Genomic DNA, 21,271 nt, shown 5'->3' on the forward strand with positions numbered 1-21,271 from the left:
TATTCACCGTTTTTATACTATTTTTAAGAATCGTTCTACTAATACTGGATCAAACTGTGTTCCTGCATTTCGTTTTATTTCTTTTAGTGCTTGTTTCTTACTTAAAGCATCTCGATATACCCTATTGGAAATCATCGCGTCAAATGCATCACAAATAGATAATATTCTTGAATACAATGGGATGTTTTCACCTTTTAACCCGTGAGGATAACCAGTCCCATCATATTTTTCATGATGATATAATACTGCGATAGCAATATCTTCATTATCTATAATATTGGAGATGATTTTATATCCTGATTCACTATGATATTTAATTGCTTCATATTCAGAAGCATTTAATTTACTAGGTTTGTTTAAAATCTTATCACTAATTGATATTTTACCAATATCATGAACATTAGCAACTAGTTTTATTTCTTCAACTTCATGTTCACGTTTTTTACCAGATAAACGTAATAACTGAGCAGATAATTCACCAACTCTTTGACAGTGTTCTTCAGTTTCTTCTGTCTTTTCATGCATTGTTTGCATTATTGTTGATAAAGCTGTTGATTTTCGGCTTTTTCTTTCGGTTAGTTTTCTTCGATACATTAGGTTTTCAGCAATCCTAAAGGCTTCTTCAAATGTTTTATCTTCTTCAATAAAACTATAACCTATACTAGCGTCAAAACCAACACTATGTAAACGGAAACTTAAGATTTCTTTTTTAATGTCTTGTTCCATCTTTAACATAATATCTTCATTTGCATCGTTTAAAATAATTACAAATTCGTCTCCCCCAATTCGGAAGACATTTTCAGTCCCAGCAACATCTTTTAGAGTTTTAGCTAGTGAGACAAGTAGTTCATCTCCTTCAATATGTCCAAAGGCGTCATTTATGAGTTTTAATCCATCAACATCACAGATTAATACACCAACACCTATTTGATTATCAAAAGTTTTATTATAAATCTCAAAATTATTTCTATTAAACAAACCAGTTAAAACATCATGGTTTGCAAAATACTCAATATCTCTTTTACTTTCTTCTACTTCTGAAATATCTTTTAAAATTCCAAAGACTCCGGAAATTTTACCAGATTCATCATATTCACCAAATACCGATGATTGAATGTATCTGACTTTATCATTTTTAATAATTCTGTAATTCGATACTATTCCAGTTTTTTTGAACTGAATCTCAGAAGTTGATGCATCATACAGTTCTAAGTCTTCAGGATGGACTGTTCTTCTAACATCATCGAGAATCTCTATTTCTTCTACACCAAGGAATTCTGAGAATTCTTTTGATGAATTAAACTTTTTATTAATGAATGAGTAATAGAAAGTTGTAATATTAGCAATTTTCCTTGTTTCTAAGAACAATTTATTCATTCTTTCATTTTCTAGTATCTGATGTTTTTCTTTATCTATGTCTTTTACTAGACCCTTGATTAATACAGGGACATTACGATATCTTTTTTCAATATATGCAAAATAGCTAATCCATACATATTCTTTTTTTACTTGATTATAAAAACGAATTTGCATTGCTATTTCATCTTTTTCACCAGAGAAAAGTGTATCTATAATTTTATCTACCCTTTTTTTATCGGCAGGGTGAGCATATTTAACAAAGACATCAATGTAGTCTTTATAACTCACAATATCCATCCCAATAATTTCTTTTAAAGTATCACTATAATCAAATTTCTTTTTCTTTATATCAAACTCAAAATAGGCAGTCTTCCCACTACTAAATAGATTCGATATAATTTCATTTTTCACTTGAGGGGTACCAGCTTTTACAAAACTAGTTATGTTTTTAAAACTTGTTACAAAACACTTGTCTTTGGATTTATACGCAAAGACACTGAAGTATTGATCTAATGCAGCAGCGAAGTTAATAAAGTTAGTTGATACTCCTGTTACTACAACGTTATTGTATCGCTCTACCCAACTAATTTCAGTACCTGGGAGTATTTCATAAACAGTCTTTCCAATTATATCTTCTTCTTTCATATTTAAGCTCATGCAAAATGCACCATTCACATAAAGAAATCTATAATCGACTGGATTCCCAGTCTCATCATAGATTATTTCGTGTTCTGCAACTGCAAAATCAACGGAATCTAGTAATTTCTTATAGTAATCATCGGTCATATCTTCCACCCCGCTTAAAAATAAAAAAGCCAATTTATTTAAAGTCTATAATATTATATCATAATATTACTTCTTATAAAATAAATTTAGCCTTTTAGTTTAAACACTAACTGCTTACTTTTTACACAATTGATATATCGCTTCCATGTAGATAGCTGTGGCCTTTAACAGGTCCTCAACAAAGATATATTCATCTATTTGATGTGCTGTATCTTTCCTACCAGGCATATTAGGTCCAAATGCAACTGCCTTTTTAAGGCTCCTTGAATAAGTTCCACCACCAATAGTAATCAATTCTGATTCATTGTCACCTGTATATTTAATATATGCTTGGTGTAAAGTTTGTACAAGTTCATCATCTTTCGAAACATAATGTATAGGCATATCATCTAATATTTTGAATTTGAATTTATATTTTCTAACACTTGCATCTAAATTGATTTTAGCACTCTCCTTATCCCAACCTTTAGGATAGCGACAGTTTATTCCAATTTTAAACTCTTGTTTGATATACTCAAATACTGCAGGATTCATTGTAAAATCCTTCATTTCATCATCAAAGTGGTCAACATTCAACTTTTCTCCTAAATGATCAAACGATAAGAATTCATTGATATATTTTATAAAATCATTATCAATGTGTTCATTTAAAAATTGAGCTAAAATAAATGCAGCATTAATACCTAAATTCGGTTGCATAGCATGTGCTCTCTTACCATGAACGATATATTTACCATCTTTAATTTCACCTTTAAGACCATTAAAAGATAGATATTTCCTAAATTCTTCTTTTAAATCAACACGCAAGGTACACTCAGCATAGTCAGGTACAACATTATATCTATCCCCTGCTTTAAATGTCACTAAATCTGTGTCAGTTGTTTTACCAGTGACATCAAATGAATAAATTCCTTTTTCCCCGTAAATTAATGGGAATGATGCATCTGGTGCAAACCCGATATCTGGCATCTGCTCAGTTTTAAAATATTCATCGATTCCACGCCATGCCGTTTCTTCATCAGTTCCTAAGATAATTCTAATTCTTTTATCACTTTTGAAGTCCATCTCTTTTAATAACTTTAGGGCAAAATAAGCTGCCATAGTTGGACCTTTATCATCTCCAGAACCACGGGCATATAATTTACCTTCTTTTATAACCGGGCTAAATGGAGGATTCGTCCATCCATCACCTACCGGTACAACGTCTAAATGACATAAAATACCTAAGATTTCTTTCCCACTACCATATTCGATATGGGCTGCATAGTTATTTATGTTTTTTGTTATGAATTCATCTTCTTGTGCTAGGTTAATCATATAAGTTAAAGCATCATTTATATTCTTACCAAATGGTGTTTCACTGTTAGGATCAAATTTCTCTAAAACACTAGGAATTCTTAGTAATTGCTTTGTTCTTTCTAAAATCTCTTCTTTTTTGCTCAAAACCAACTCATAAAAGTTCATTTCTCTCACCTCTACATTAAAACAATATAACATTAAAGGTGTTTTTTTACAATATTAACAACAATAATTGTAATTTTGTATTTTTTGAAAATGTGATATAATAAACACAATAATGTTTAATTTATTAAATGTCTTGACATATGAGCGTTCGCTCATATATAATCAAGAAGTATTAATAACGATGTGCTGATGTACCTCGCTCTTGTAAGGGAATACTTAAGAGGTGTGAATAATGATTAAAAAAATCATAATGCAAGGTTTGGTTTGCTCAAACTGTGCTGCAAAGATAGAAAAAGAATTAAGTAAATTAGATTATATCCATAGTGCAACATTTAACTTTCCTAATCAGGTGATGTTGATTGATGTAACTGACGATTATAATGAAGAAGCTGCAGTTGAAGAAATATCTAAAATTGTTGATTCAATTGAAGACGGTGTAAGTACATATCCTTATGATCGTCGTCACTTCATGAATACCGTTAAAGAAATAGAATCTTATTTCTGGTTTTATGTAGGTATTGCAGTAACTTTAGTTGGTTCACTATTTGAGCATCTTTTTTATGCAAATAATCCGGATACTCGCTTATTCTATATTATATATGTAGCTCTATACTGGATTGGATACATCTTCATCGCTCAAAAAATCGCAAGAAAAACATTTAGAACTATTAAAAGAGGACAACTCTTTGATGAGAATACCTTAATGTTCATTGCAACAATTACAGCGATGTTACTTGGGCATTTCTATGAAGCACCATTAATTATTATCTTTTATACCTTAGGTGAGTATTTACAACACCAAGCTGTTCACCGAAGTAAACAAGAAGTTTCTAGTCTAATTGATTTACGTATTGATTATGCAAATAAATTAGTTGGTGAAGAGGTTATCATTGTTGATCCAATGGCAATTAAGAAAGGTGATATCTTAATTGTAAGAAATGGTGAAAAGATACCAGTAGATGGTACAGTCTTAAAAGGTAACACCAGTTTAAATACAAGTGCTTTAACAGGTGAAGCTAAGTTATCAACTGTTAAAATAGGTGATTATGTTTTAAGTGGAAATATCAATGTTGGTAGTGTTATTGAAATAGAAGCTAACAAAGAGTATCAAGAATCAACTATTTCTAAAATGATTGATTTAATTGAGAACTCAACAAATCATAAAGCAAGACCAGAAAACTTTATTACAAGTTTCGCGAAATATTATACTCCAATCGTAACAATAGGTGCATTCTTAATGTTCTTAATCCCGACTGTTATCACATACTTTACTAGTCCAGAATTAGCATTTAGTAGCTATGCTTCAGATAATTTATACAATGCTGCAATCTTCTTAGTAGTTAGTTGTCCTTGTGCTTTAGTACTCAGTGTTCCTTTATCATACTTTGCGGGAATCGGTACTGCTGCTCGAAAAGGTATATTATTTAAAGGTAGTAGTTTCTTACATATGATGACTAAAGTTGACGCAATTGGTATTGATAAGACAGGTACAATTACTCATGGTAATTTCGAAGTTACAGAATATACTGATTTAGAGACACTTAAAATTGCTGCTAGTATTGAAAGATTCAGTAATCATCCAATTGCTCAATCAATCGTGAAAAACTATGTAGGCGAATATTATGACTACCGTGATGTTGAAGAATTACCTGGATATGGTTTAGTGGTGAATACACCAGATGGTAAAATCTTAGCTGGTAACCGTAAATTATTAAGTAAGCATAAAGTTAGAGTACATGATAAAAAAGTTATGGTAGGAAGTAATGTTTTTGTTTCTAAGAATGGTAAATATATCGGTAAAGTTATCGTTAGTGATACTATTAAAGATTCATCACGTAATATCTTACGTAAACTATCGCATGATTATCATATAACAATGTTAACTGGTGACAATGAAACAACTGCCGCTAGTGTAGCAGGTGACTTAGGAGGAATTAACTTCTTAAGCGGATTACTACCAGGTGAAAAAGTTGAAGCATTTAACGCTATTGAAACAAAACAGTATAAAATGTATATTGGTGATGGTATCAATGACGCACCATTACTTAAAAATGCTGATATCGGTGTAGCAATGGGTGATGGTAGTGAAATAGCTATCGATGTTGCTGATGTAGTAATTATGGGTAACGATTTAAAACTTGTTGATGACGCATTTAAAATAGCTAAAAAGACAAAACGTATTGTATTTGAAAATATTATCTTCAGTTTAGCAATTAAGGCCATCTTCTTAACTCTAGCAGGTTTCGGAGAAACAAAAATGATTTGGGCAATATTTGCTGATGTAGGTATTTCACTAATCGCAGTTATGAATAGTTTAAGATTAATTTCTGGGAGGGCAAAAAAATGAGTAAAGAAAAAATTCACAATATCAGTGAAACTGTAAAATTATTTAAGATATATAGTGATTTCACCCGGCTTAGAATTATCGATCTTTTAATTGAGAAAGAACACTGTGTTCAAGATATCGCAGATAGTCTTGATGCAAGCCAATCGGCAATTTCTCATCAGTTGAAACTACTAAGAGATTTGCATGTTGTAAAAACAAGAAAACAAGGTAAACAAGTTTTCTATAGTTTACAAGACAACCATATTAAGGAAATATTCTTAATCGGTTATTCTCATGCAACAGAATGTTCTGACTAAATAAAAAAAAGTTCTTCCAAATTGGAAGAACTTTTTTAATGTTTTACAAGTGCGTATTTTTTCTTACCACGTTTGATAACAGTAAACTGTTTACCAAGCGCATCTTCTTTTTTGACCATGAATTCTAAATCCTTAACTTTTTCACCATTAATACTAACAGCGTTATTCTTAATAAATTCTCTAGATTCTCTTTTACTAGAAGCTAATCCCGCTTCAATTAATAGATCTACTAAATTTTTATCTTCAGTTACGGTAGTAGAAGGAACATCTTTAAAACCATCTTTGATTTCTTCAATATTTAATGATTTGATATCACCACTAAATAATGCTTTTGAAATACGTAGCGCACTTTCATATGCTTCTCTACCATGAACTAAAACTGTTAATTCTTCTGCAATTTTATGTTGAGCTAAACGTTTATGTGGTGCTGCTTCAAATTCTTCGATAATTGCTTTTGTATCTTCAACACTCATAAATGTAAATTTCTTTAAGAAACTAACTGCATCTTTATCTGGAGTGTTAATCCAGTATTGGAAAAACTCATATACACTAGATCTATTTTTATCTAGCCAAATTGCTCCTCCTGCTGTTTTACCAAACTTAGAACCATCAGCTTTTGTTAGTAACGGCCATGTGAATCCGTAACCTTTCGCATCAGTTTCTTGTGTCTTTCTGATTAATTCTAGACCTGCAGTTATATTACCCCATTGGTCTTGACCACCAATTTGTAATTTACAATTTTTATCTCGATAAAGAACCATAAAATCTAAGGACTGAATGATTTGATAACTAAATTCAGTGAAGCTAATTCCTTGTTCTAAACGAGATTTTACACTATCTTTTCCCATCATATATCCGATGTTAAAGTACTTACCAATATCACGTAAAAATGATATAACATCAAACTTACTAATCCAGTCATAGTTATTAACCACTTCTGCTGTTGGTAAGATTCTTTTTACTTGTTTAGTTATTGCTCCAGCATTTTCTAATGATTTCTCCAAAGTGAGTAATTGTCTTTCAGAAGTTCTACCACTAGGGTCACCAATCAGTCCAGTACCTCCACCAATTACTAAGATAGGATGATGACCTCTATCTTGTAATCTTTTTGATACTAAATATGATATTAAATGACCAACATGTAAACTATCTGCAGTTGGATCTGCTCCAACATAGAATGTTACACTTTCATTTTCTAATACATTTTCTAATTCTGGATCTGTGACATCAAACAATAAGTCGCGCCATTTTAATTCTTCTAATAATGTCATTGGTTTATTCATTTTAATTTCCTCCTAAAAATATAAAAAGTCCGCCCTAAAATAAGGACGAACTATTAAATCCGTGGTACCACCTTGATTCTAGTAAACTAATACTAGCCCTCTAATAGATGTAACGGTCCTAACCGTCTATGCTTTTCACATAGAACTCAGAAAGTGTATAAATATCAGTTATTCTTAGTTTTCACCAACCACTAAGTCTCTTTTAAATAACTTTGATATTCTCGTCTTCGTCTTCGTTATAAAGTTGTTTTACGTAATACAATTGAATGAGGAAGTTTTACTACTCTTTCAGCAATAACTTCTTTATTCATTAATTTAGTTAATAATCTCATCCCTACAGCACCTAAGTCATAAATAGGTACATCAACACAAGATAATTGTGGTCTTGCTAATCTAGCATACTTGGTATTTTGGAATCCGGCAACACCAATTTCTTCAGGAATTTTAACATCATTTTCAAATGCTACATTTAAAAATGAAATTGCAATTGAATCACGTACTGCGATAACACCATCTACTTTATTATCTTTAAAGTATTCATTAAAGTGTTCAGTGTTAATACTGATTCTTCCTGATGTTCTCATTACTTTAGGTTCTAATCCTGATTCATTAACAGCTCTTAAATATCCAGCTTCTTTCAAATCGTTAACCATATATTTTCTGACAGTCGAAACCATATAAATATTTTTACGACCTTCATCAATTAATTTCTTAGTTATTTCATATCCAGCTCTTTCATAATCTATTGAAACAGATGGAACTTCATCATCTTCAGGATAATATGTATTAGTCAATACAACAGGAATTTGATAAGTATTTTTAATAGTTCTTAAGAAGTCATATTGTGCACTTGTGATTTCATCATTCAAATATAGAATTCCATCAACTTGAGCAGCTATGATTTCTCTTAAAATATCTTCTTCACTAGCATCTTCACTTTCTAATATATAAAGTAAGATTGAATATTTATAAACACGAGCAATATCAGCGATCCCGTTCATCATCTCTGCGATTGAAGCACGGCTCATATCAGGAACAACAACTGCTACAGTAGTACTCTTACGACTAGCTAAACCCTTTGCGAATGCATTTGGCTTATAACCTAGTTCTTCGATTACTCTTAATACTCTTTCTCTAGTTTCAGGTTTTACTTTTTCTGGATTATTAATAGCTCGTGATACTGTTGCTAAACTAACACGCGCTGCTCCAGCTACATCATAAATAGTTGCTTTACTCATTAATAGCACCTTCTTTCATCAATAAAATTATATCATAAATGAAAATGTTTTCAACATAAATGGCATAAAAAATGAAAAGTTTTCATTAATTTGTGCAAAGTGCTAAAAATATTAGTTTAATAACCTAACTAAGATGTTACTAAGGCAAAATAAAAACACCTATAAAAGGTGTTTTTTTGTTATACTACCGGGGTTTTGACAATAGTGTTTGCCTTGTATTTTAGTTTATCAACAAGATTAAATTCATCCTCTAATCTATCGATGTAAAGATCATTGATTTCATCTATTTTCAAACCTTTTTCTTCATATGTTTTTTTGATTCTTTCGTATCTTACTTTTTCTTTAATTTCTACAAATACAGTTACATCTGATGCATTATATATAACATCTAACCCTAGAGTTATAACCCCATCAATAATAATAACTCCTTCATCAATTAGTTTATAAGAATGAGTTCCTTTTTCAATACCTCTTGTTTTTGATTCATAGGCATGAAAGTGAACCTCTTCTTCATTGAGTAAATTGTTAAAGTCATTAATTAGTTTTTGATAGTTAAATCGATCATAGACATTCATTTCTTCGGTTCTTTCAGAAACAGGAATAATCCAATCTTCTAAATGAATAATTTGTGTATTCATCTCTTTTTCTTGAAGTATATCGTGAAGTTTTTTAGCAAGAGTTGATTTTCCAGATCTAGATTTACCAGAGATAGAAACGATACATCTAGGTTTTTTCTTCTGTGTTCTTAAAATGTGTTCAATTAGTTGTTCTACATTTAAGCTCTTCATAACTCACCACCTGTTTAGTATTTACAAACAACTGATTATTCAGTTATTTGATTACTATAATTATATCATAGTTATAAATGTAAACGCTACCCTTATTTGTAGGAGAATATAATTAAAAAGAAAAAAGTACAATAATGTACTTTTTTCTTATAATCTTACTCGATCAATCTTCCCCAAACTGCGTTTCTCAGAATCAAATGAAGTTTCAATTCTATTACCTATTTGCATAACAACTTTATACTCTCCATACTCTAACTTCCAAACATTACAATCTTTACCAATATAGACTTTTTTATCTTTTCCTTTAATGACTTTATAGGTAAACATTGAATATGAGTAAGCCATAGTATAATCATCGGATACATCAACATAATCGACATCCCAATGATACAATACTTTATCTGCAGTATATAAACCTTCTAACCTTTTCCTAACTGTATCTTTTCCTTTAACACTTTGGTGATGACCTGGTGTTGCAAATATCACATCATCACTTAAATATTTTAACCATCCCTCAACACCTAGAGTGTTCACATCCCGACAATAAGCAAGTTCTAATTCTTTGATTTCTTCAATAACTCGTTGTTTATTGATAGTCTCACACCCTTTCTAAACATAAAAGGACAACACGAGTACTCGTAGTTGTCCTTTTATTTATTATACCATAATTAAATTTTGTTTACTAATTGTGTTTCTTTGTCATATTCTTATATGCAGGTCTGTTAAATCGTAGCACTTTTGCGAACACAAACAAGAGAAACATAACAATAAAAACATATCCATAATCCATAACATCGTTTAATGACAAAAGTCCCGCGATTGGTATTATCCAAAAGAGATCAAGGAAATCTTTTCCCGGCATATCTTTAAATAAAGGATACTTAAACAATGATTCTCTAAATTCATCATATTTTAGAACAATCTTCATAGCATCCTCTTGAGCTACATCATAATCATTTACTATATCTTCCTTACAATACCACTTTCTTTTATCAAACCTTTGATTACCAAGTTCAAAAGTATTATCATTTTTCCTAAGTTTTATTTGAAACCTATTAGCTTTTTTAATCAAAAACAGATGATTCTCAAATGATTCATAATCATAAAAGATTTCTTCATCAACCTTTAGAAAAACAACTTGAAACCCTATTTCAATCAAATCAACTATTTCTTCTTTAAACCTTGGATAATTATCTCGTGTAATAAATGCTCTTCCTATATATCCCATAATTTCTCCTTTGATAAAACAAAACCCTAGAATATTTTCTAGGGTCTTATTAACTTTATCTTCTCTCTTTAATACGAGATTGTTTAGCAGAAAGTCCTCTGATATAGAATAGTCTAGCTCTACGAACTTTACCTTTTCTTAATACTTCAACTTTTTCTACTAGTGGTGAGTGGATAGGGAATGTTCTTTCAATTCCTACACCGTAAGAAACTTTTCTTACTGTGAATGTTTCACTAATTCCTCCACCTTGTCTTTTCATTACTAATCCTTCAAATAACTGGATTCTTTCACGGTTACCCTCTTTAATCTTAACAGAAACTTTTACAGTATCTCCAGATCTAAAATCAGGAACATCAGTTTTTTGATAATCATTAGTAATATCACTTAATAATTGCTGAGACATGATATCAACTCCTTATTTTTTTAAAACCTGCTCATAAGGATTTCCAAAGCGGAGCAAATTTATATAGATTTAACAGCGTGAATTATTATAGCATACGTCTATTTCAAATGCAAGAATAAAATCACTTAAATTCTACGACTTGATATGTATCATATTGACGTCCGTCAATATTCAAATAAACGCGGTAATTACCACTTATTCCCTCTTCATTAACATAGAAAGTTAGGAAGCGTTCATCGCCTTGGAAAACAGAGCTACACATTGCTGTGTATGCGCTTCTCGAAGTCGGTATATTGTATAATAATTTGTCAGTATCGCTTTCTAGAATTAAGTAGATTTCCTCATATCTATTAAAGATACCTTCTACTACTAATCTATCTGTTTGCTTAACAACATTTAATTCATAACCGATTGGTAATGTATCAAAGAATGTATATCTTTTATCAATTGGTTCTAAATATTGTTTTGTTACTGCTTGATTACCTAAAGCTTCTCCTGCGCCTAATGTAAAAACAGTTAAACTATTATATGGTGTTAAACGTGCAGCACGGTAATAGTTACCACTAACTCTTAACCTGTAGGCAATTTCATCATTTAGTAGTTCTACTGTAATTGAATTCTCATAAATGGTTCCTTCACCATTATATAGAGGGGCAGGGATATTTAATGGACCTAAATCACTAGAATAAGCAATCCCACCACTATGAATCATATAGTTGCTATCGGTGTAATATTCAACATTTGAAATATAAGGACTATAAAAATCAGGACCTAGTTCTTTTCCATATTGATATACTTGTGCTATTTCCATTGTATCAGTATTAATGTCATAAATTACACCTCTACTGTAACTAGAGCTAGCACTAACATAATTTTCACTATTTTTTGATTTATTATTACCATTATCAAAGATAAAGATATTACCATCAGGTAATAATTTTGCGCTATGTTGAGCGTATTGCCATTCAAAGATTGGACTTGTTGGTGTGAAAAAGTAATCTTCAACTAAGTTTGGTGTATCCCAGTTAGTAGGATCACCGATAATCCAGTTTAAGTCTCCTGAATCGTATCCAATACTTATAACAGCATCTTGGTGTCTTCCAGATAAGATAATGCTATTATTAACAGAATCAAAATCAATTGAATTGTTATGGAACCAGTCTGCACTAGTCCACATTTGGGTCATACCTTCTGTTGTTGGTATATAATCTGCGATGTCCCATGTTTTTATGACTGTTCCTGTAGTTCTATCGATTTCAACAACAATGTCTTCTACAGTACCATTAAAGTCGCTTGAAAGGACTAGTAAATTACCATTATCTAGTTCTACTAAATCATGGTGGAAACCACCAGGAATATAGTATTCTTTATAGATTTTACCTAATAAATCCATTTCATATAACCCAGTTGTATAATAAGGATCACTAATAATTCGGTCTGTCCCTATCATTAAGTGTCCATTATCTAAAAACTCTGGACCAAATCCTAAACCAATATTTAAATACCATCTCACATCACCATTATAGTCATATGCGACTGGTAAGTTACTTGTTGCAGGACTAAGCATCATAAAGTCATCAGAAAAATACTCATAAGTAGTATCAATCGTTGCGTCTGGTAATCTTAAAATATCTTCTTCAGCTATAACGATATCAACATTAGTTGTATAAATCATTTCTCCAGTTAGTGCTTCAACTTGAGAATACTCATAAAGTTCGATCGTAGTTGAACCTTCATACAATCCATAAAGAGGGATTGTATGTTTATTTGTTTCACCAGTTATAAATTCTAGGTCTGCGTCTGTAGTTTTTCCTTTTACAACAATCTTAAAGTTAGTTGTTTCCTCGGTATCAAACATTAGTAATGCTGATAAAGGTGCAATCCCATAAGGGTTAACTTTAATAAAAGGCTCTGTTTTTGTATATGTACCTTCGTTATATTCTTCTACCATTGTTGTTTCTAATCTTGTTTGTTTAGCTAGAAGGTTTTCAATTTCACTAATTGTTGTACTTCGGGGTTGACTAAAACCATAAATCATAAAGGAAATAATAATCAAGATTACAATAATTGCTGGAATCGCAATTATTAAGTTATTTTCATCAAATATTTTTTTAATAAAATTATTCAAGATTTTTCCCTCCTTTATGTTTCTTATATAAGTCTTTTCTTCGTTCTTTAGTTCGTTTTAATGATTGATCATAACGCCACTTTTCAATATGAGCATGATGTCCATTTAATAGAACTTCAGGAACTTCTTTACCCATAAATTCACGTGGTCTTGTATAGTGAGGATGTTCTAATAAATTATCACTAAAGGAATCATTAAGATGTGATTCATCTTTGTTAATCACATTTGGTTTTACTCTTGTGATAGCATCGATTAAAACCATTGCTGCTAATTCTCCTCCTGTTAAAACATAATCTCCAATGGATATTTCTAAATCAAAGTAATCTCTAATTCTTTCATCATATCCTTCGTAATGTCCACAAAGTATTATTAGATGTTTATTAGTACTTAGTTCATATGCTTTATTTTGACTAAAGGTCTCACCTTGCGGTGAAACCATTATTTTCAATGCTTCTTTATATCCTTCTATACTCGTTAAAGCGTCATAAACTGGTTGGACTTGTAGGACCATTCCAGCACCACCACCAAAAGGATAGTCATCGACTTTGTGGTGTTTATTGTTCGAGAACTCTCTAAAGTCAATGAGGTTGATTTCGACAAGAGAATTTTTAATAGCTCTTGCCATAATGCTTTCTTCTAAAAACCCCTTAAACATGTTTGGGAATAAGGTTAGAACGTCTATCCTCATATTAATCCCTCCCATTCTAAGAGTGTTATTCTATTTTCTTGTTTATTAACTTCTTTTATAAAATGTTTATTAAAAGGTATCAATGCTTTTTTCTTATGTCCGGTGTCAACTTCTAATAGTTCACCTTGAGGTACTTCTCTAACACTCTGAACTTTACCGATTAACTCATTAGTATATACTTCCATACCAACTAACTCATCGAAGTAGAATTCATCTTCAGGTAAATCGTGTTTTTGATCAGCATTAATTCGCAAGTCTGAACCTTTATATTTTTCGACTTGATTGATATTTGTGAATTCATCAAAATCGATATGTTCTATTGTTTTTACGCTTCTGAATTTGGTTACTGTCACAGGAATTAATTCATCCTTAAAAGCGATATAAAGGGTATTACCTTTTTTATATCTTTCGTTTTTAAAATCCGTGAATGATTTTACTTTTAGTGTTCCTTTTAGTCCGTGTGTGTTTGTAATAACACCAATTGTGATTAATTCCATATTAAGACTCCTTTTATTTACTAAACATTACTTTTTCATTTTGGAATAGTTTATTCATAACAAAGATTAAGATTGAAACATAAACAATGCTTGAAGAAACCATTAGGATAAACTGTAGTGGGACAACATCAAATGTTAAGATGCTGATTAGCATATTTACACTGTTATAAATTGGGATTAAATAAAGAACTGAATTGGTAGCTGCTTCACCACTAAACATTGATGAAACACCAATAATTATACTTACGAAGTAGAATGGTAAGATTAACATTCCTGCTTCTTTAATTGTTCTTGCATAAGTTGAGACAACAGCGATTATTCCAACAATTACTAATACTGTTGCGAATAATACCGCTATAATCATTAAGTAATCATTAATCCCATAAATTGATGCACTTAACTCTCCGCCTGCTTCACCCATTAGGTTTTTAAGACCGAAGATAATACCAATAAATGATGATGTAGCACTCATTAAAGATATTACACTAAGACTCATTACTTTACCAATAGCGATTTCAAATCTTTTTACGGGAGTTACAAGTAAGGTAGCGATAGTTCCACGCTCTTTTTCACCAGCGATACTATCAGGACCAATATTCATTGCTCCACTAAATAAGAACATGATAATTAACATCGGTAATAACATAGCAAATGCTTGTCCTTGAGCTCTATCTAAATTAACGATGTTTGTTGGTGATTGGATAAATGGATAAACATCATCACCAAATCTTATAGTATTAATACTAGCAGCATAACCATTTAGAACTGATTGTGCATTAGCAAATGTATTACTACTGTATTTCTCACCTGAATTATAATAAGTAAGAATTGTTGGTAAAACATATTCAGGATCTTCGTAATTAACTAAATTTGTTTCAAAGTTTTCCGGGAAGACGATTAGTAAATCAATTTCCCCATCTAATATTTTAGCTTCAATAACTTCTTGGGTTAATTCTGATTTATCATGAATTTCTACTGGTACAACTGTATATTCATCAGCACCAACAGTTCCATCATCATTTAAATCAGAATAATTTCTTATATCGTTTAACTCAGTAATAATTGATTGAGGTGCATTTTCTTGATAGATAACCATAGTATGTTCTATTATATCTTTATTTTCACCTTCCATTACATTACCCATTAATGAGTACATCGCAAAGATCATTATACCTGGGAATATAACAGCCATAATTAATAATCTTTTATCACTAACAACTCGATAAAACTCTTTCTTAAATACGATAATTGCATTTTTCATTATAGTGTTCCCTCCTCTTCCTTAACAAGGTCGAAGAAGTAATCCTCTAAGTCTTTGTTTTCCTGGTCTTTTAATATATTGTCTAATGTATCGCAAATTTTCATTTTTCCGTTAATTATTATTCCGACACGATCACATAGTTTTTCAACAACACTTAAAATATGTGTTGAAATAATAATTGTTTTTCCTTGATTTCTCAGTTCTCTTAAATAGTCTGTTACATTTCTAGCAGTTAGAACGTCAAGACCGTTTGTTGGTTCATCAAAGATGATGAATTCAGGATCATGAACTAAACTAATAGCAATACTAGCTTTTTGTTTCATCCCTGTTGATAATTCGCCAACTTTTACTTCCATAAACTCAGTAATTCCGAATATCTCAAATAACTGTGCTTTTCTTGTTTCAATTACTTCTAAGTCAGAAATACCGTGTAGCTTAGAAAAATATGTAAAAAGGTAATTAGGTGTGAAATGGTCTTCTAGTTTTAACTCACTAGTTAAGAATCCAATTTTACCTAAAACATCAAATGAATCTGTTTTAACACTACTTCCACCAACAAAGATATCTCCTTCATCTGGTTTTATTAATGTTGAAATAGCACGTAAACAAGTTGTTTTACCAGCACCATTCGGTCCTAATAAACCAAATATTTCGCCAGGATAAGCTGTGAAACTTAAACCGTTACAAGCTACTTTTACTTTTTCATTTGTTTTTTCAATTTTTTGTTGTTTCCTTGATATCTTAAATGTTTTTCTTAAATTTTGAACTTCTAAAGTATTCATATAATTCTCCCCATAAGTACTAGATCTATGTATTCTGTGTCTACATAAAATCCGTTTATTCTAATTCCTTCGATTTCAAACCCTGCTCGCTTATATACTTTGATTGCATTCGGATTATCTTGTCGAACATCTAATTCTATTTTTGTTTTACCTAGTTCTTTTGCTTTTTCAACTAGTAAATCCATCAGGATAGAACCAAGCCCTAAATTATTATAATCTTGTAAAACACTAATTCCTAAATTTACTTTATGTTTCAATCTTCGTAAAGAACTACCATGAATCCCTGTCATACTGATTAATCTATCTTTGTCAAAAGCAACATAAATAAAATTGTCTTCAGAATTAACTGCGTTTTCTAAAAACTTCTTTTCTTCTTCAACCGTCATTGTAAATTCATCAGGGTCTCTTGATAAGTTCTTAGTTTCAGTATTTACTATTTTCACGTATTCAACCGCTTTTGCAGCATCTGACACTTGAACTTGTCTGATTTCTACTTCCAAACCATTTTTTAATGTGTATTCCATAAATTCACCTCGCTCTTATAAGTTGATTATAATGTTGGTTATATTTTAATAAAATATACAATCAATATCTATTTGTCATAATGTGTTTCGCATAATAAATTATATAATTTATTTAATATATAATCAATATCTTATGTAAAGACAAAAAAAAGACCTAATTTTAGGTCTTAAAACGAATCAATATTAATGGTAACTTTTTTACCTTCTCTTGATGCGCTTGCATAAGCGATTGTTCTAATTGCGTTTGCTATTCGTCCGTTCTTTCCAATTACCCTACCAAGATCTTCTTGGTTGACGATAATCTGGATAGTAAGCATTTCGTCTTCTTCTGAAAACTTCTTAACCATTAAGTCTTCCGGATGAGTAACTAAAGGATTAACGAGGTCTTTAATTAATTTTTCATAATTAACAGCCATATCGATCTCCTAGTTAGTTAACTTTTTTGGTAATTCCGGCGTTTTTAAAAAGGTTCTTAACTGTATCAGTTACTTGAGCTCCTTCAGCTAACCATCTTTGTGCTTTGTCTTCATCGATTTTAACTGTAGCTGGCTCAGTAAGTGGATTGTAAGTACCGATAATTTCTAAGTATCTACCATCTCTTTTATTTCTTGAATCAGCTGCAACCAATCTATAGAATGGACGTTTTTTTGAACCATATCTTTGTAATCTTATTTTTACTGCCATATTTGTTTCCTCCTAAAATTTCTAATAACCTTGGTTAGTATATCAAAGATTATAATCGTTGTCAAGTGTTTTTACTTGACATCAAAATCAATTTGATACTCATCTGTTATAACTAGACTCTCTTCTACCCTTTTAACTAATTTAATCGCTCTTAATTCATTCGTTTTTGCTTCTTGTTCTTGTTCATTTACATAACAAATTGCATATCTTCTTTTTTTGTTATAATAAATCACAGGTGAAATATTTTCGATTAATTTCACTGCTTTGGGAGTTCTAAAATGTACTATTAAACTTTTTCTTTTTATCATATTGATCACCTTTAATGTTTATTAATTAGTCCTATTTCGTTAGGATGTCTTATTTTTTTTGAAATATTTAGAGCTAATTCAGAACTGATTTCATCTAGTTCTTGTTGTAGAATGTTTTCTAATTCTTTATATTCTTTAACTATTTCATTTGTATATAAATTCGTTTTTGCTTCACTGAATTTTATTTGGACTTGTTTCAAATCGGGATGATATTTTCCGTATTTTGATACTTCTTCAAATTTAAGATTTAAATTTTGAAAATTATTTATTAATTCTTGAATTTGCAGACTTTTTTTAATTTCCTTGTTTAATTCAAGCAATCTTTTATATTTCCTTTTTTGCTTAATTTCATCTACTAATTCGTATGTTTTTTCAATTATTTCTTGTTTCATTTTATCACCATAGTATAAGTATATATTTTTAGGTCTTTAGTTGCAAGGGTTATCAACTATATTATAATAAGTTTGTTTGACTATAAGGCTCTAGAAGCATATAATATATATTGGAATAACTATTAATTTGAAATGAGTGAACAGCTATGAAAAAAACATGGTATTTATTACTGACAATTCTATTAACTTTAACATTAATGATTGCACCTGTCAAAGTGCAAAGTGCTTCTAAAGAAGTTGTTTATTTTAAAGAGAGAACTTGTCTTGTTTGTATAGATTTGGAAGAAACAGGATATATTCAGCAAATGATTGATTCAGGAATCAATGTAACAATATATGATTTAATGTCAGATGATAAAATTGATGAATATAGTTACACTGACAATGATGATAATTTAGTTGAGGTAACAGCTCTTGATGTTTTTGCAGCATTTAATGAAGAGTATGAACGTGAAGCTGGTGGGGTTCCTGTAATTTTTGTAAGTGATACTTATTTTGAAGATCCAGATATTAAAGGAGCAATCGATGATAATTCAATATTTGATTTAAGTGATAATCCTTTGCTTGAAGTAACTGTTGAAGAAGGTCAAGCATTTGGTGATTTATCTGGTATAGTTGGATTTTTTATCGTTTTAGGTGCTGGTTTGCTAGATGGATTTAATCCTTGTGCTATCGCATTATTATTGTTATTTATCGGTTTATTAGTTGGCGCTAAAGATAAAAAAGTATTATTGATGGTTAGTATTACTTATATAGGTGCATTGTTTTTATCATACTTCTTAATTGGGACATTCTTCCTTGAAGTATTAGAAAGATACACTACACAAATAGAACTTATTGGTACAATTATAAACTGGTTTGTTATCATACTTTGTTTTGTTTTATTCTCTCTTAACTTTTATGATTTCATTCAAGCAAGAAATGAAAAATACGGTAAAATCAAAAATCAATTACCTAAATTTGTTCAAAAATATAATAAAAAAATCGTAAAAGCATTTACTAGAGTTATTAATAATGAAGATAGTAAAGGCGGTTTAATTGGTGTCCTTGGAATAACATTCTTACTCGGAATCACTTTAAGTGTTACTGAACTAGTATGTACAGGACAAATATATTTCGGTATTCTATATGGTATCCACAGTGTTGGTAGTGGCTATGCTTATATCTTATTATTATTTTACAATATTATGTTTGTTTTACCTTTAATCATAATTGCGGTAGTCGCAATTAGATTAAAAAGTGTTGTTACAATCAGTAACTGGATTAGAGAACATCTATCAATTATAAAATTAGTTACAGCAATCTTCTTCTTAGGAATCTTCATCTTTTTCCTAATAAGACTATTCTAAAGGAGTGAATTAATTTGAAACAGCATATTTTAATTACAAAGAATGGTAAAACTCTTTATGAAGGACGTATCAGTGATATTCCTATCAAAGAAGAGTATCTTATTAAGAAGAGTGTTGATCTTTTCGATGATGACGATCCATGTATCATCCATCAATCATATGTCATCAAAGAATATGTTGATGAAGTTTTGAAAATTTTCAAGGCTATCAACAATAAACAACTGTCCGTTAAAGAACATTTAAACGAGCTATCTTTTTTGGATTTTATGGAGTTAGAAAAACTAGTTATAAGTCTTAAGGAGTGAAGTATATGGAAGTATATTTAGATAACGCTTCTACTACTGGAGTCAGTAAAGAAGTTTACACTGCAATGAAGCCATATTTAAAAAGCGAATTTGGCAACCCTTCAAGTCTTCATTCAAAAGGGATAAAAGTTCGTAAAATTATCAATGGAGCTCATAAACAAGTAGCATCATTACTAAACTGTAATAAGAATGAAATATACTTTACAAGTTGTGGAACAGAATCAATTAACTGGGCTTTAAAAGGTTTAGCTTTTGGAAATAAGACCAAAGGCGAAATCATCACGACAAAAATTGAACATCATGCGACATTGCATACCGTTGAATTTTTAGAAGAACTTGGCTATATAATTCACTATTTAGATGTTGATAAACAAGGTTTTATTAACTTAGATCAACTAAGAAGTTTAGTAAATGACAATACACTTGTTGTTAGTATTATTCTAGCTAACAATGAAATTGGAACAATTCAAAATATAACAGAAATCTCTGAAATTTGTGAAGAGGCAAGAACATATTTACACCTTGATGCAGTACAAGCTTTAACACATATACCGATTAATCTTAAAGAGTTAAAAGTTGATTTAATGAGTATCTCTGGTCATAAATTTCACGCCCCAAAAGGTGTTGGAATTCTCTACGTTAAAGAGGGAACACATATCACCAATCTAATTCATGGTGGTCAGCAAGAAAATAGCCTTCGAAGTGGTACCGAAAATGTTCCCTATATAATTGGTATTGCAAAAGCTTTAGAAGTTGGAATTGATAAATATAAAGAATACGAAGAAAGACTTAATAAATATACAAAATATTTCTTAAGTGAATTGGACAAGGCTAACGTCAATTATATTCTAAATGGTCCAAAAATTGGTAGGCATAGATTACCAGGAAATTTAAATCTTTCTTTCAAAGAGTTTGATGGTAGTGATATTACATACTATCTAAATAAGGCAAACATTTATGTTTCCACAGGTAGTGCCTGTGATAGTACTTCAATTGAACCATCGCATGTCTTAAAAGCTATTTGTGTTCCAAATGATTATATTAATGCTTCAATTAGATTTAGCATTGGAGAATATACTACAAAAGAAGAAGTAAATTATTGTGTAAGTACCCTAATAGGAATCTTAAATGACTTAAAATAAAAAGACAGCTGAGCTGTCT

General features: G+C 30.5%; 23 protein-coding genes and 1 other annotated feature. Of the genes, 5 read left to right on the forward strand and 18 right to left on the reverse strand.

Annotated features, from left to right (window positions below):
- Positions 1 to 12: 12 nt before the first annotated feature.
- Both KQ51_RS09555 and pepV read right to left on the reverse strand, forming a co-directional pair.
- Positions 13 to 2,145, reverse strand: a complete 2,133-nt coding sequence (locus tag KQ51_RS09555) for an HD domain-containing phosphohydrolase (protein WP_052609430.1) — start codon at positions 2,143 to 2,145, stop codon at positions 13 to 15.
- 114 nt (positions 2,146 to 2,259) lie between these two features.
- On the reverse strand, positions 2,260 to 3,609 hold the full coding sequence (gene pepV / locus KQ51_RS08810) for a dipeptidase PepV (protein WP_038471287.1): 1,350 nt from the start codon (positions 3,607 to 3,609) through the stop codon (positions 2,260 to 2,262).
- 232 nt (positions 3,610 to 3,841) lie between these two features.
- On the opposite strand from pepV, the gene KQ51_RS08815 reads away from it, so the two are divergent.
- The gene (locus KQ51_RS08815) at positions 3,842 to 5,956 is read left to right on the forward strand and encodes a heavy metal translocating P-type ATPase (RefSeq protein ID WP_038471288.1); all 2,115 of its coding nucleotides are present in this window, start codon (positions 3,842 to 3,844) and stop codon (positions 5,954 to 5,956) included.
- Positions 5,953 to 6,252, forward strand: coding sequence for an ArsR/SmtB family transcription factor (locus tag KQ51_RS08820; RefSeq protein WP_081909957.1), 300 nt, complete (start codon positions 5,953 to 5,955; stop codon positions 6,250 to 6,252). The genes KQ51_RS08815 and KQ51_RS08820 overlap by 4 nt, the downstream gene beginning before the upstream one ends.
- Positions 6,253 to 6,287: 35 nt before the next feature.
- Here KQ51_RS08820 and tyrS read toward each other — a convergent pair whose 3' ends face one another.
- From tyrS to KQ51_RS08900, 16 genes are all read right to left on the reverse strand, one after another.
- A complete protein-coding gene (gene tyrS, locus KQ51_RS08825; protein ID WP_038472079.1) occupies positions 6,288 to 7,523 on the reverse strand; it encodes a tyrosine--tRNA ligase in 1,236 nt (411 codons plus the stop codon).
- A 50-nt stretch (positions 7,524 to 7,573) separates the two neighbouring features.
- Positions 7,574 to 7,778 (reverse strand) — a binding site (T-box leader).
- The gene (locus KQ51_RS08830) at positions 7,772 to 8,773 is read right to left on the reverse strand and encodes a LacI family DNA-binding transcriptional regulator (RefSeq protein ID WP_038471289.1); all 1,002 of its coding nucleotides are present in this window, start codon (positions 8,771 to 8,773) and stop codon (positions 7,772 to 7,774) included. It overlaps the preceding feature by 7 nt.
- A gap of 179 nt (positions 8,774 to 8,952) precedes the next feature.
- Positions 8,953 to 9,561, reverse strand: a complete 609-nt coding sequence (locus KQ51_RS08835; protein ID WP_038471290.1) for an AAA family ATPase — start codon at positions 9,559 to 9,561, stop codon at positions 8,953 to 8,955.
- Positions 9,562 to 9,708: 147 nt separating this feature from the next.
- Positions 9,709 to 10,047 carry a hypothetical protein gene (locus KQ51_RS08840; RefSeq protein ID WP_038471291.1) on the reverse strand — a complete coding sequence of 113 codons (339 nt, stop codon included), beginning with the start codon at positions 10,045 to 10,047 and terminating at the stop codon, positions 9,709 to 9,711.
- 196 nt (positions 10,048 to 10,243) lie between these two features.
- The gene (locus tag KQ51_RS08845; protein ID WP_038471292.1) at positions 10,244 to 10,789 is read right to left on the reverse strand and encodes a hypothetical protein; all 546 of its coding nucleotides are present in this window, start codon (positions 10,787 to 10,789) and stop codon (positions 10,244 to 10,246) included.
- Between the two features lie 55 nt (positions 10,790 to 10,844).
- Positions 10,845 to 11,192, reverse strand: a complete 348-nt coding sequence (gene rplS, locus KQ51_RS08850; protein WP_038471293.1) for a 50S ribosomal protein L19 — start codon at positions 11,190 to 11,192, stop codon at positions 10,845 to 10,847.
- A 121-nt stretch (positions 11,193 to 11,313) separates the two neighbouring features.
- Positions 11,314 to 13,320: an aryl-sulfate sulfotransferase gene (locus KQ51_RS08855; protein ID WP_052609434.1), complete on the reverse strand. Its 2,007-nt coding sequence runs from the start codon at positions 13,318 to 13,320 to the stop codon at positions 11,314 to 11,316.
- Complete coding sequence (gene trmD / locus KQ51_RS08860) at positions 13,313 to 14,008, reverse strand: tRNA (guanosine(37)-N1)-methyltransferase TrmD (protein WP_038471294.1); 696 nt, start codon at positions 14,006 to 14,008, stop codon at positions 13,313 to 13,315. Before trmD ends, KQ51_RS08855 begins: the two co-directional genes overlap by 8 nt.
- Positions 14,005 to 14,505, reverse strand: coding sequence for a ribosome maturation factor RimM (rimM, locus tag KQ51_RS08865; protein WP_038471295.1), 501 nt, complete (start codon positions 14,503 to 14,505; stop codon positions 14,005 to 14,007). The genes trmD and rimM overlap by 4 nt, the downstream gene beginning before the upstream one ends.
- Positions 14,506 to 14,518: 13 nt before the next feature.
- Positions 14,519 to 15,766, reverse strand: coding sequence for an ABC transporter permease (locus KQ51_RS08870; protein WP_038471296.1), 1,248 nt, complete (start codon positions 15,764 to 15,766; stop codon positions 14,519 to 14,521).
- A complete protein-coding gene (locus tag KQ51_RS08875; protein ID WP_038471297.1) occupies positions 15,766 to 16,548 on the reverse strand; it encodes an ABC transporter ATP-binding protein in 783 nt (260 codons plus the stop codon). Before KQ51_RS08875 ends, KQ51_RS08870 begins: the two co-directional genes overlap by 1 nt.
- The gene (locus KQ51_RS08880; protein ID WP_038471298.1) at positions 16,545 to 17,072 is read right to left on the reverse strand and encodes a GNAT family N-acetyltransferase; all 528 of its coding nucleotides are present in this window, start codon (positions 17,070 to 17,072) and stop codon (positions 16,545 to 16,547) included. The genes KQ51_RS08875 and KQ51_RS08880 overlap by 4 nt, the downstream gene beginning before the upstream one ends.
- 167 nt (positions 17,073 to 17,239) lie before the next feature.
- Positions 17,240 to 17,488, reverse strand: a complete 249-nt coding sequence (locus tag KQ51_RS08885; RefSeq protein ID WP_038471299.1) for a KH domain-containing protein — start codon at positions 17,486 to 17,488, stop codon at positions 17,240 to 17,242.
- A 13-nt stretch (positions 17,489 to 17,501) separates the two neighbouring features.
- Positions 17,502 to 17,756 (reverse strand): 30S ribosomal protein S16, encoded by a 255-nt coding sequence (gene rpsP / locus KQ51_RS08890; RefSeq protein ID WP_038471300.1) that lies wholly within the window; start codon positions 17,754 to 17,756, stop codon positions 17,502 to 17,504.
- Between the two features lie 71 nt (positions 17,757 to 17,827).
- Positions 17,828 to 18,064, reverse strand: coding sequence for a DUF2129 domain-containing protein (locus KQ51_RS08895; protein WP_038471301.1), 237 nt, complete (start codon positions 18,062 to 18,064; stop codon positions 17,828 to 17,830).
- An 11-nt stretch (positions 18,065 to 18,075) separates the two neighbouring features.
- Positions 18,076 to 18,456: a YlbF family regulator gene (locus KQ51_RS08900; RefSeq protein WP_038471302.1), complete on the reverse strand. Its 381-nt coding sequence runs from the start codon at positions 18,454 to 18,456 to the stop codon at positions 18,076 to 18,078.
- A gap of 146 nt (positions 18,457 to 18,602) precedes the next feature.
- On the opposite strand from KQ51_RS08900, the gene KQ51_RS08905 reads away from it, so the two are divergent.
- Genes KQ51_RS08905 through KQ51_RS08915 form a run of 3 tightly spaced genes read left to right on the forward strand, consistent with a single transcriptional unit; the run spans position 18,603 to position 21,252 of the window.
- Positions 18,603 to 19,805 carry a cytochrome c biogenesis CcdA family protein gene (locus tag KQ51_RS08905; RefSeq protein WP_038471303.1) on the forward strand — a complete coding sequence of 401 codons (1,203 nt, stop codon included), beginning with the start codon at positions 18,603 to 18,605 and terminating at the stop codon, positions 19,803 to 19,805.
- 14 nt (positions 19,806 to 19,819) lie between these two features.
- Positions 19,820 to 20,110, forward strand: coding sequence for a hypothetical protein (locus tag KQ51_RS08910; protein ID WP_038471304.1), 291 nt, complete (start codon positions 19,820 to 19,822; stop codon positions 20,108 to 20,110).
- Between the two features lie 5 nt (positions 20,111 to 20,115).
- Positions 20,116 to 21,252: a cysteine desulfurase family protein gene (locus KQ51_RS08915; RefSeq protein ID WP_038471305.1), complete on the forward strand. Its 1,137-nt coding sequence runs from the start codon at positions 20,116 to 20,118 to the stop codon at positions 21,250 to 21,252.
- The last annotated feature ends 19 nt before the right edge of the window (positions 21,253 to 21,271 follow it).

It is taken from the genome of Candidatus Izimaplasma bacterium HR1, assembly GCA_000755705.1.
In the GTDB taxonomy this organism is placed as follows: domain Bacteria; phylum Bacillota_I; class Bacilli_A; order Izemoplasmatales; family Izemoplasmataceae; genus Xianfuyuplasma.

Coding starts and splice junctions, on each gene's coding strand:
- KQ51_RS09555 (WP_052609430.1), bottom strand. CDS start 2,145: ATGACCGATGATTACTATAAGAAATTACTAGATTCCGTTGATTTTGCA.
- pepV (WP_038471287.1), bottom strand. CDS start 3,609: ATGAACTTTTATGAGTTGGTTTTGAGCAAAAAAGAAGAGATTTTAGAA.
- KQ51_RS08815 (WP_038471288.1), top strand. CDS start 3,842: ATGATTAAAAAAATCATAATGCAAGGTTTGGTTTGCTCAAACTGTGCT.
- KQ51_RS08820 (WP_081909957.1), top strand. CDS start 5,953: ATGAGTAAAGAAAAAATTCACAATATCAGTGAAACTGTAAAATTATTT.
- tyrS (WP_038472079.1), bottom strand. CDS start 7,523: ATGACATTATTAGAAGAATTAAAATGGCGCGACTTATTGTTTGATGTC.
- KQ51_RS08830 (WP_038471289.1), bottom strand. CDS start 8,773: ATGAGTAAAGCAACTATTTATGATGTAGCTGGAGCAGCGCGTGTTAGT.
- KQ51_RS08835 (WP_038471290.1), bottom strand. CDS start 9,561: ATGAAGAGCTTAAATGTAGAACAACTAATTGAACACATTTTAAGAACA.
- KQ51_RS08845 (WP_038471292.1), bottom strand. CDS start 10,789: ATGGGATATATAGGAAGAGCATTTATTACACGAGATAATTATCCAAGG.
- rplS (WP_038471293.1), bottom strand. CDS start 11,192: ATGTCTCAGCAATTATTAAGTGATATTACTAATGATTATCAAAAAACT.
- trmD (WP_038471294.1), bottom strand. CDS start 14,008: ATGAGGATAGACGTTCTAACCTTATTCCCAAACATGTTTAAGGGGTTT.
- rimM (WP_038471295.1), bottom strand. CDS start 14,505: ATGGAATTAATCACAATTGGTGTTATTACAAACACACACGGACTAAAA.
- KQ51_RS08870 (WP_038471296.1), bottom strand. CDS start 15,766: ATGAAAAATGCAATTATCGTATTTAAGAAAGAGTTTTATCGAGTTGTT.
- KQ51_RS08875 (WP_038471297.1), bottom strand. CDS start 16,548: ATGAATACTTTAGAAGTTCAAAATTTAAGAAAAACATTTAAGATATCA.
- KQ51_RS08880 (WP_038471298.1), bottom strand. CDS start 17,072: ATGGAATACACATTAAAAAATGGTTTGGAAGTAGAAATCAGACAAGTT.
- KQ51_RS08885 (WP_038471299.1), bottom strand. CDS start 17,488: ATGGCTGTTAATTATGAAAAATTAATTAAAGACCTCGTTAATCCTTTA.
- rpsP (WP_038471300.1), bottom strand. CDS start 17,756: ATGGCAGTAAAAATAAGATTACAAAGATATGGTTCAAAAAAACGTCCA.
- KQ51_RS08895 (WP_038471301.1), bottom strand. CDS start 18,064: ATGATAAAAAGAAAAAGTTTAATAGTACATTTTAGAACTCCCAAAGCA.
- KQ51_RS08900 (WP_038471302.1), bottom strand. CDS start 18,456: ATGAAACAAGAAATAATTGAAAAAACATACGAATTAGTAGATGAAATT.
- KQ51_RS08905 (WP_038471303.1), top strand. CDS start 18,603: ATGAAAAAAACATGGTATTTATTACTGACAATTCTATTAACTTTAACA.
- KQ51_RS08915 (WP_038471305.1), top strand. CDS start 20,116: ATGGAAGTATATTTAGATAACGCTTCTACTACTGGAGTCAGTAAAGAA.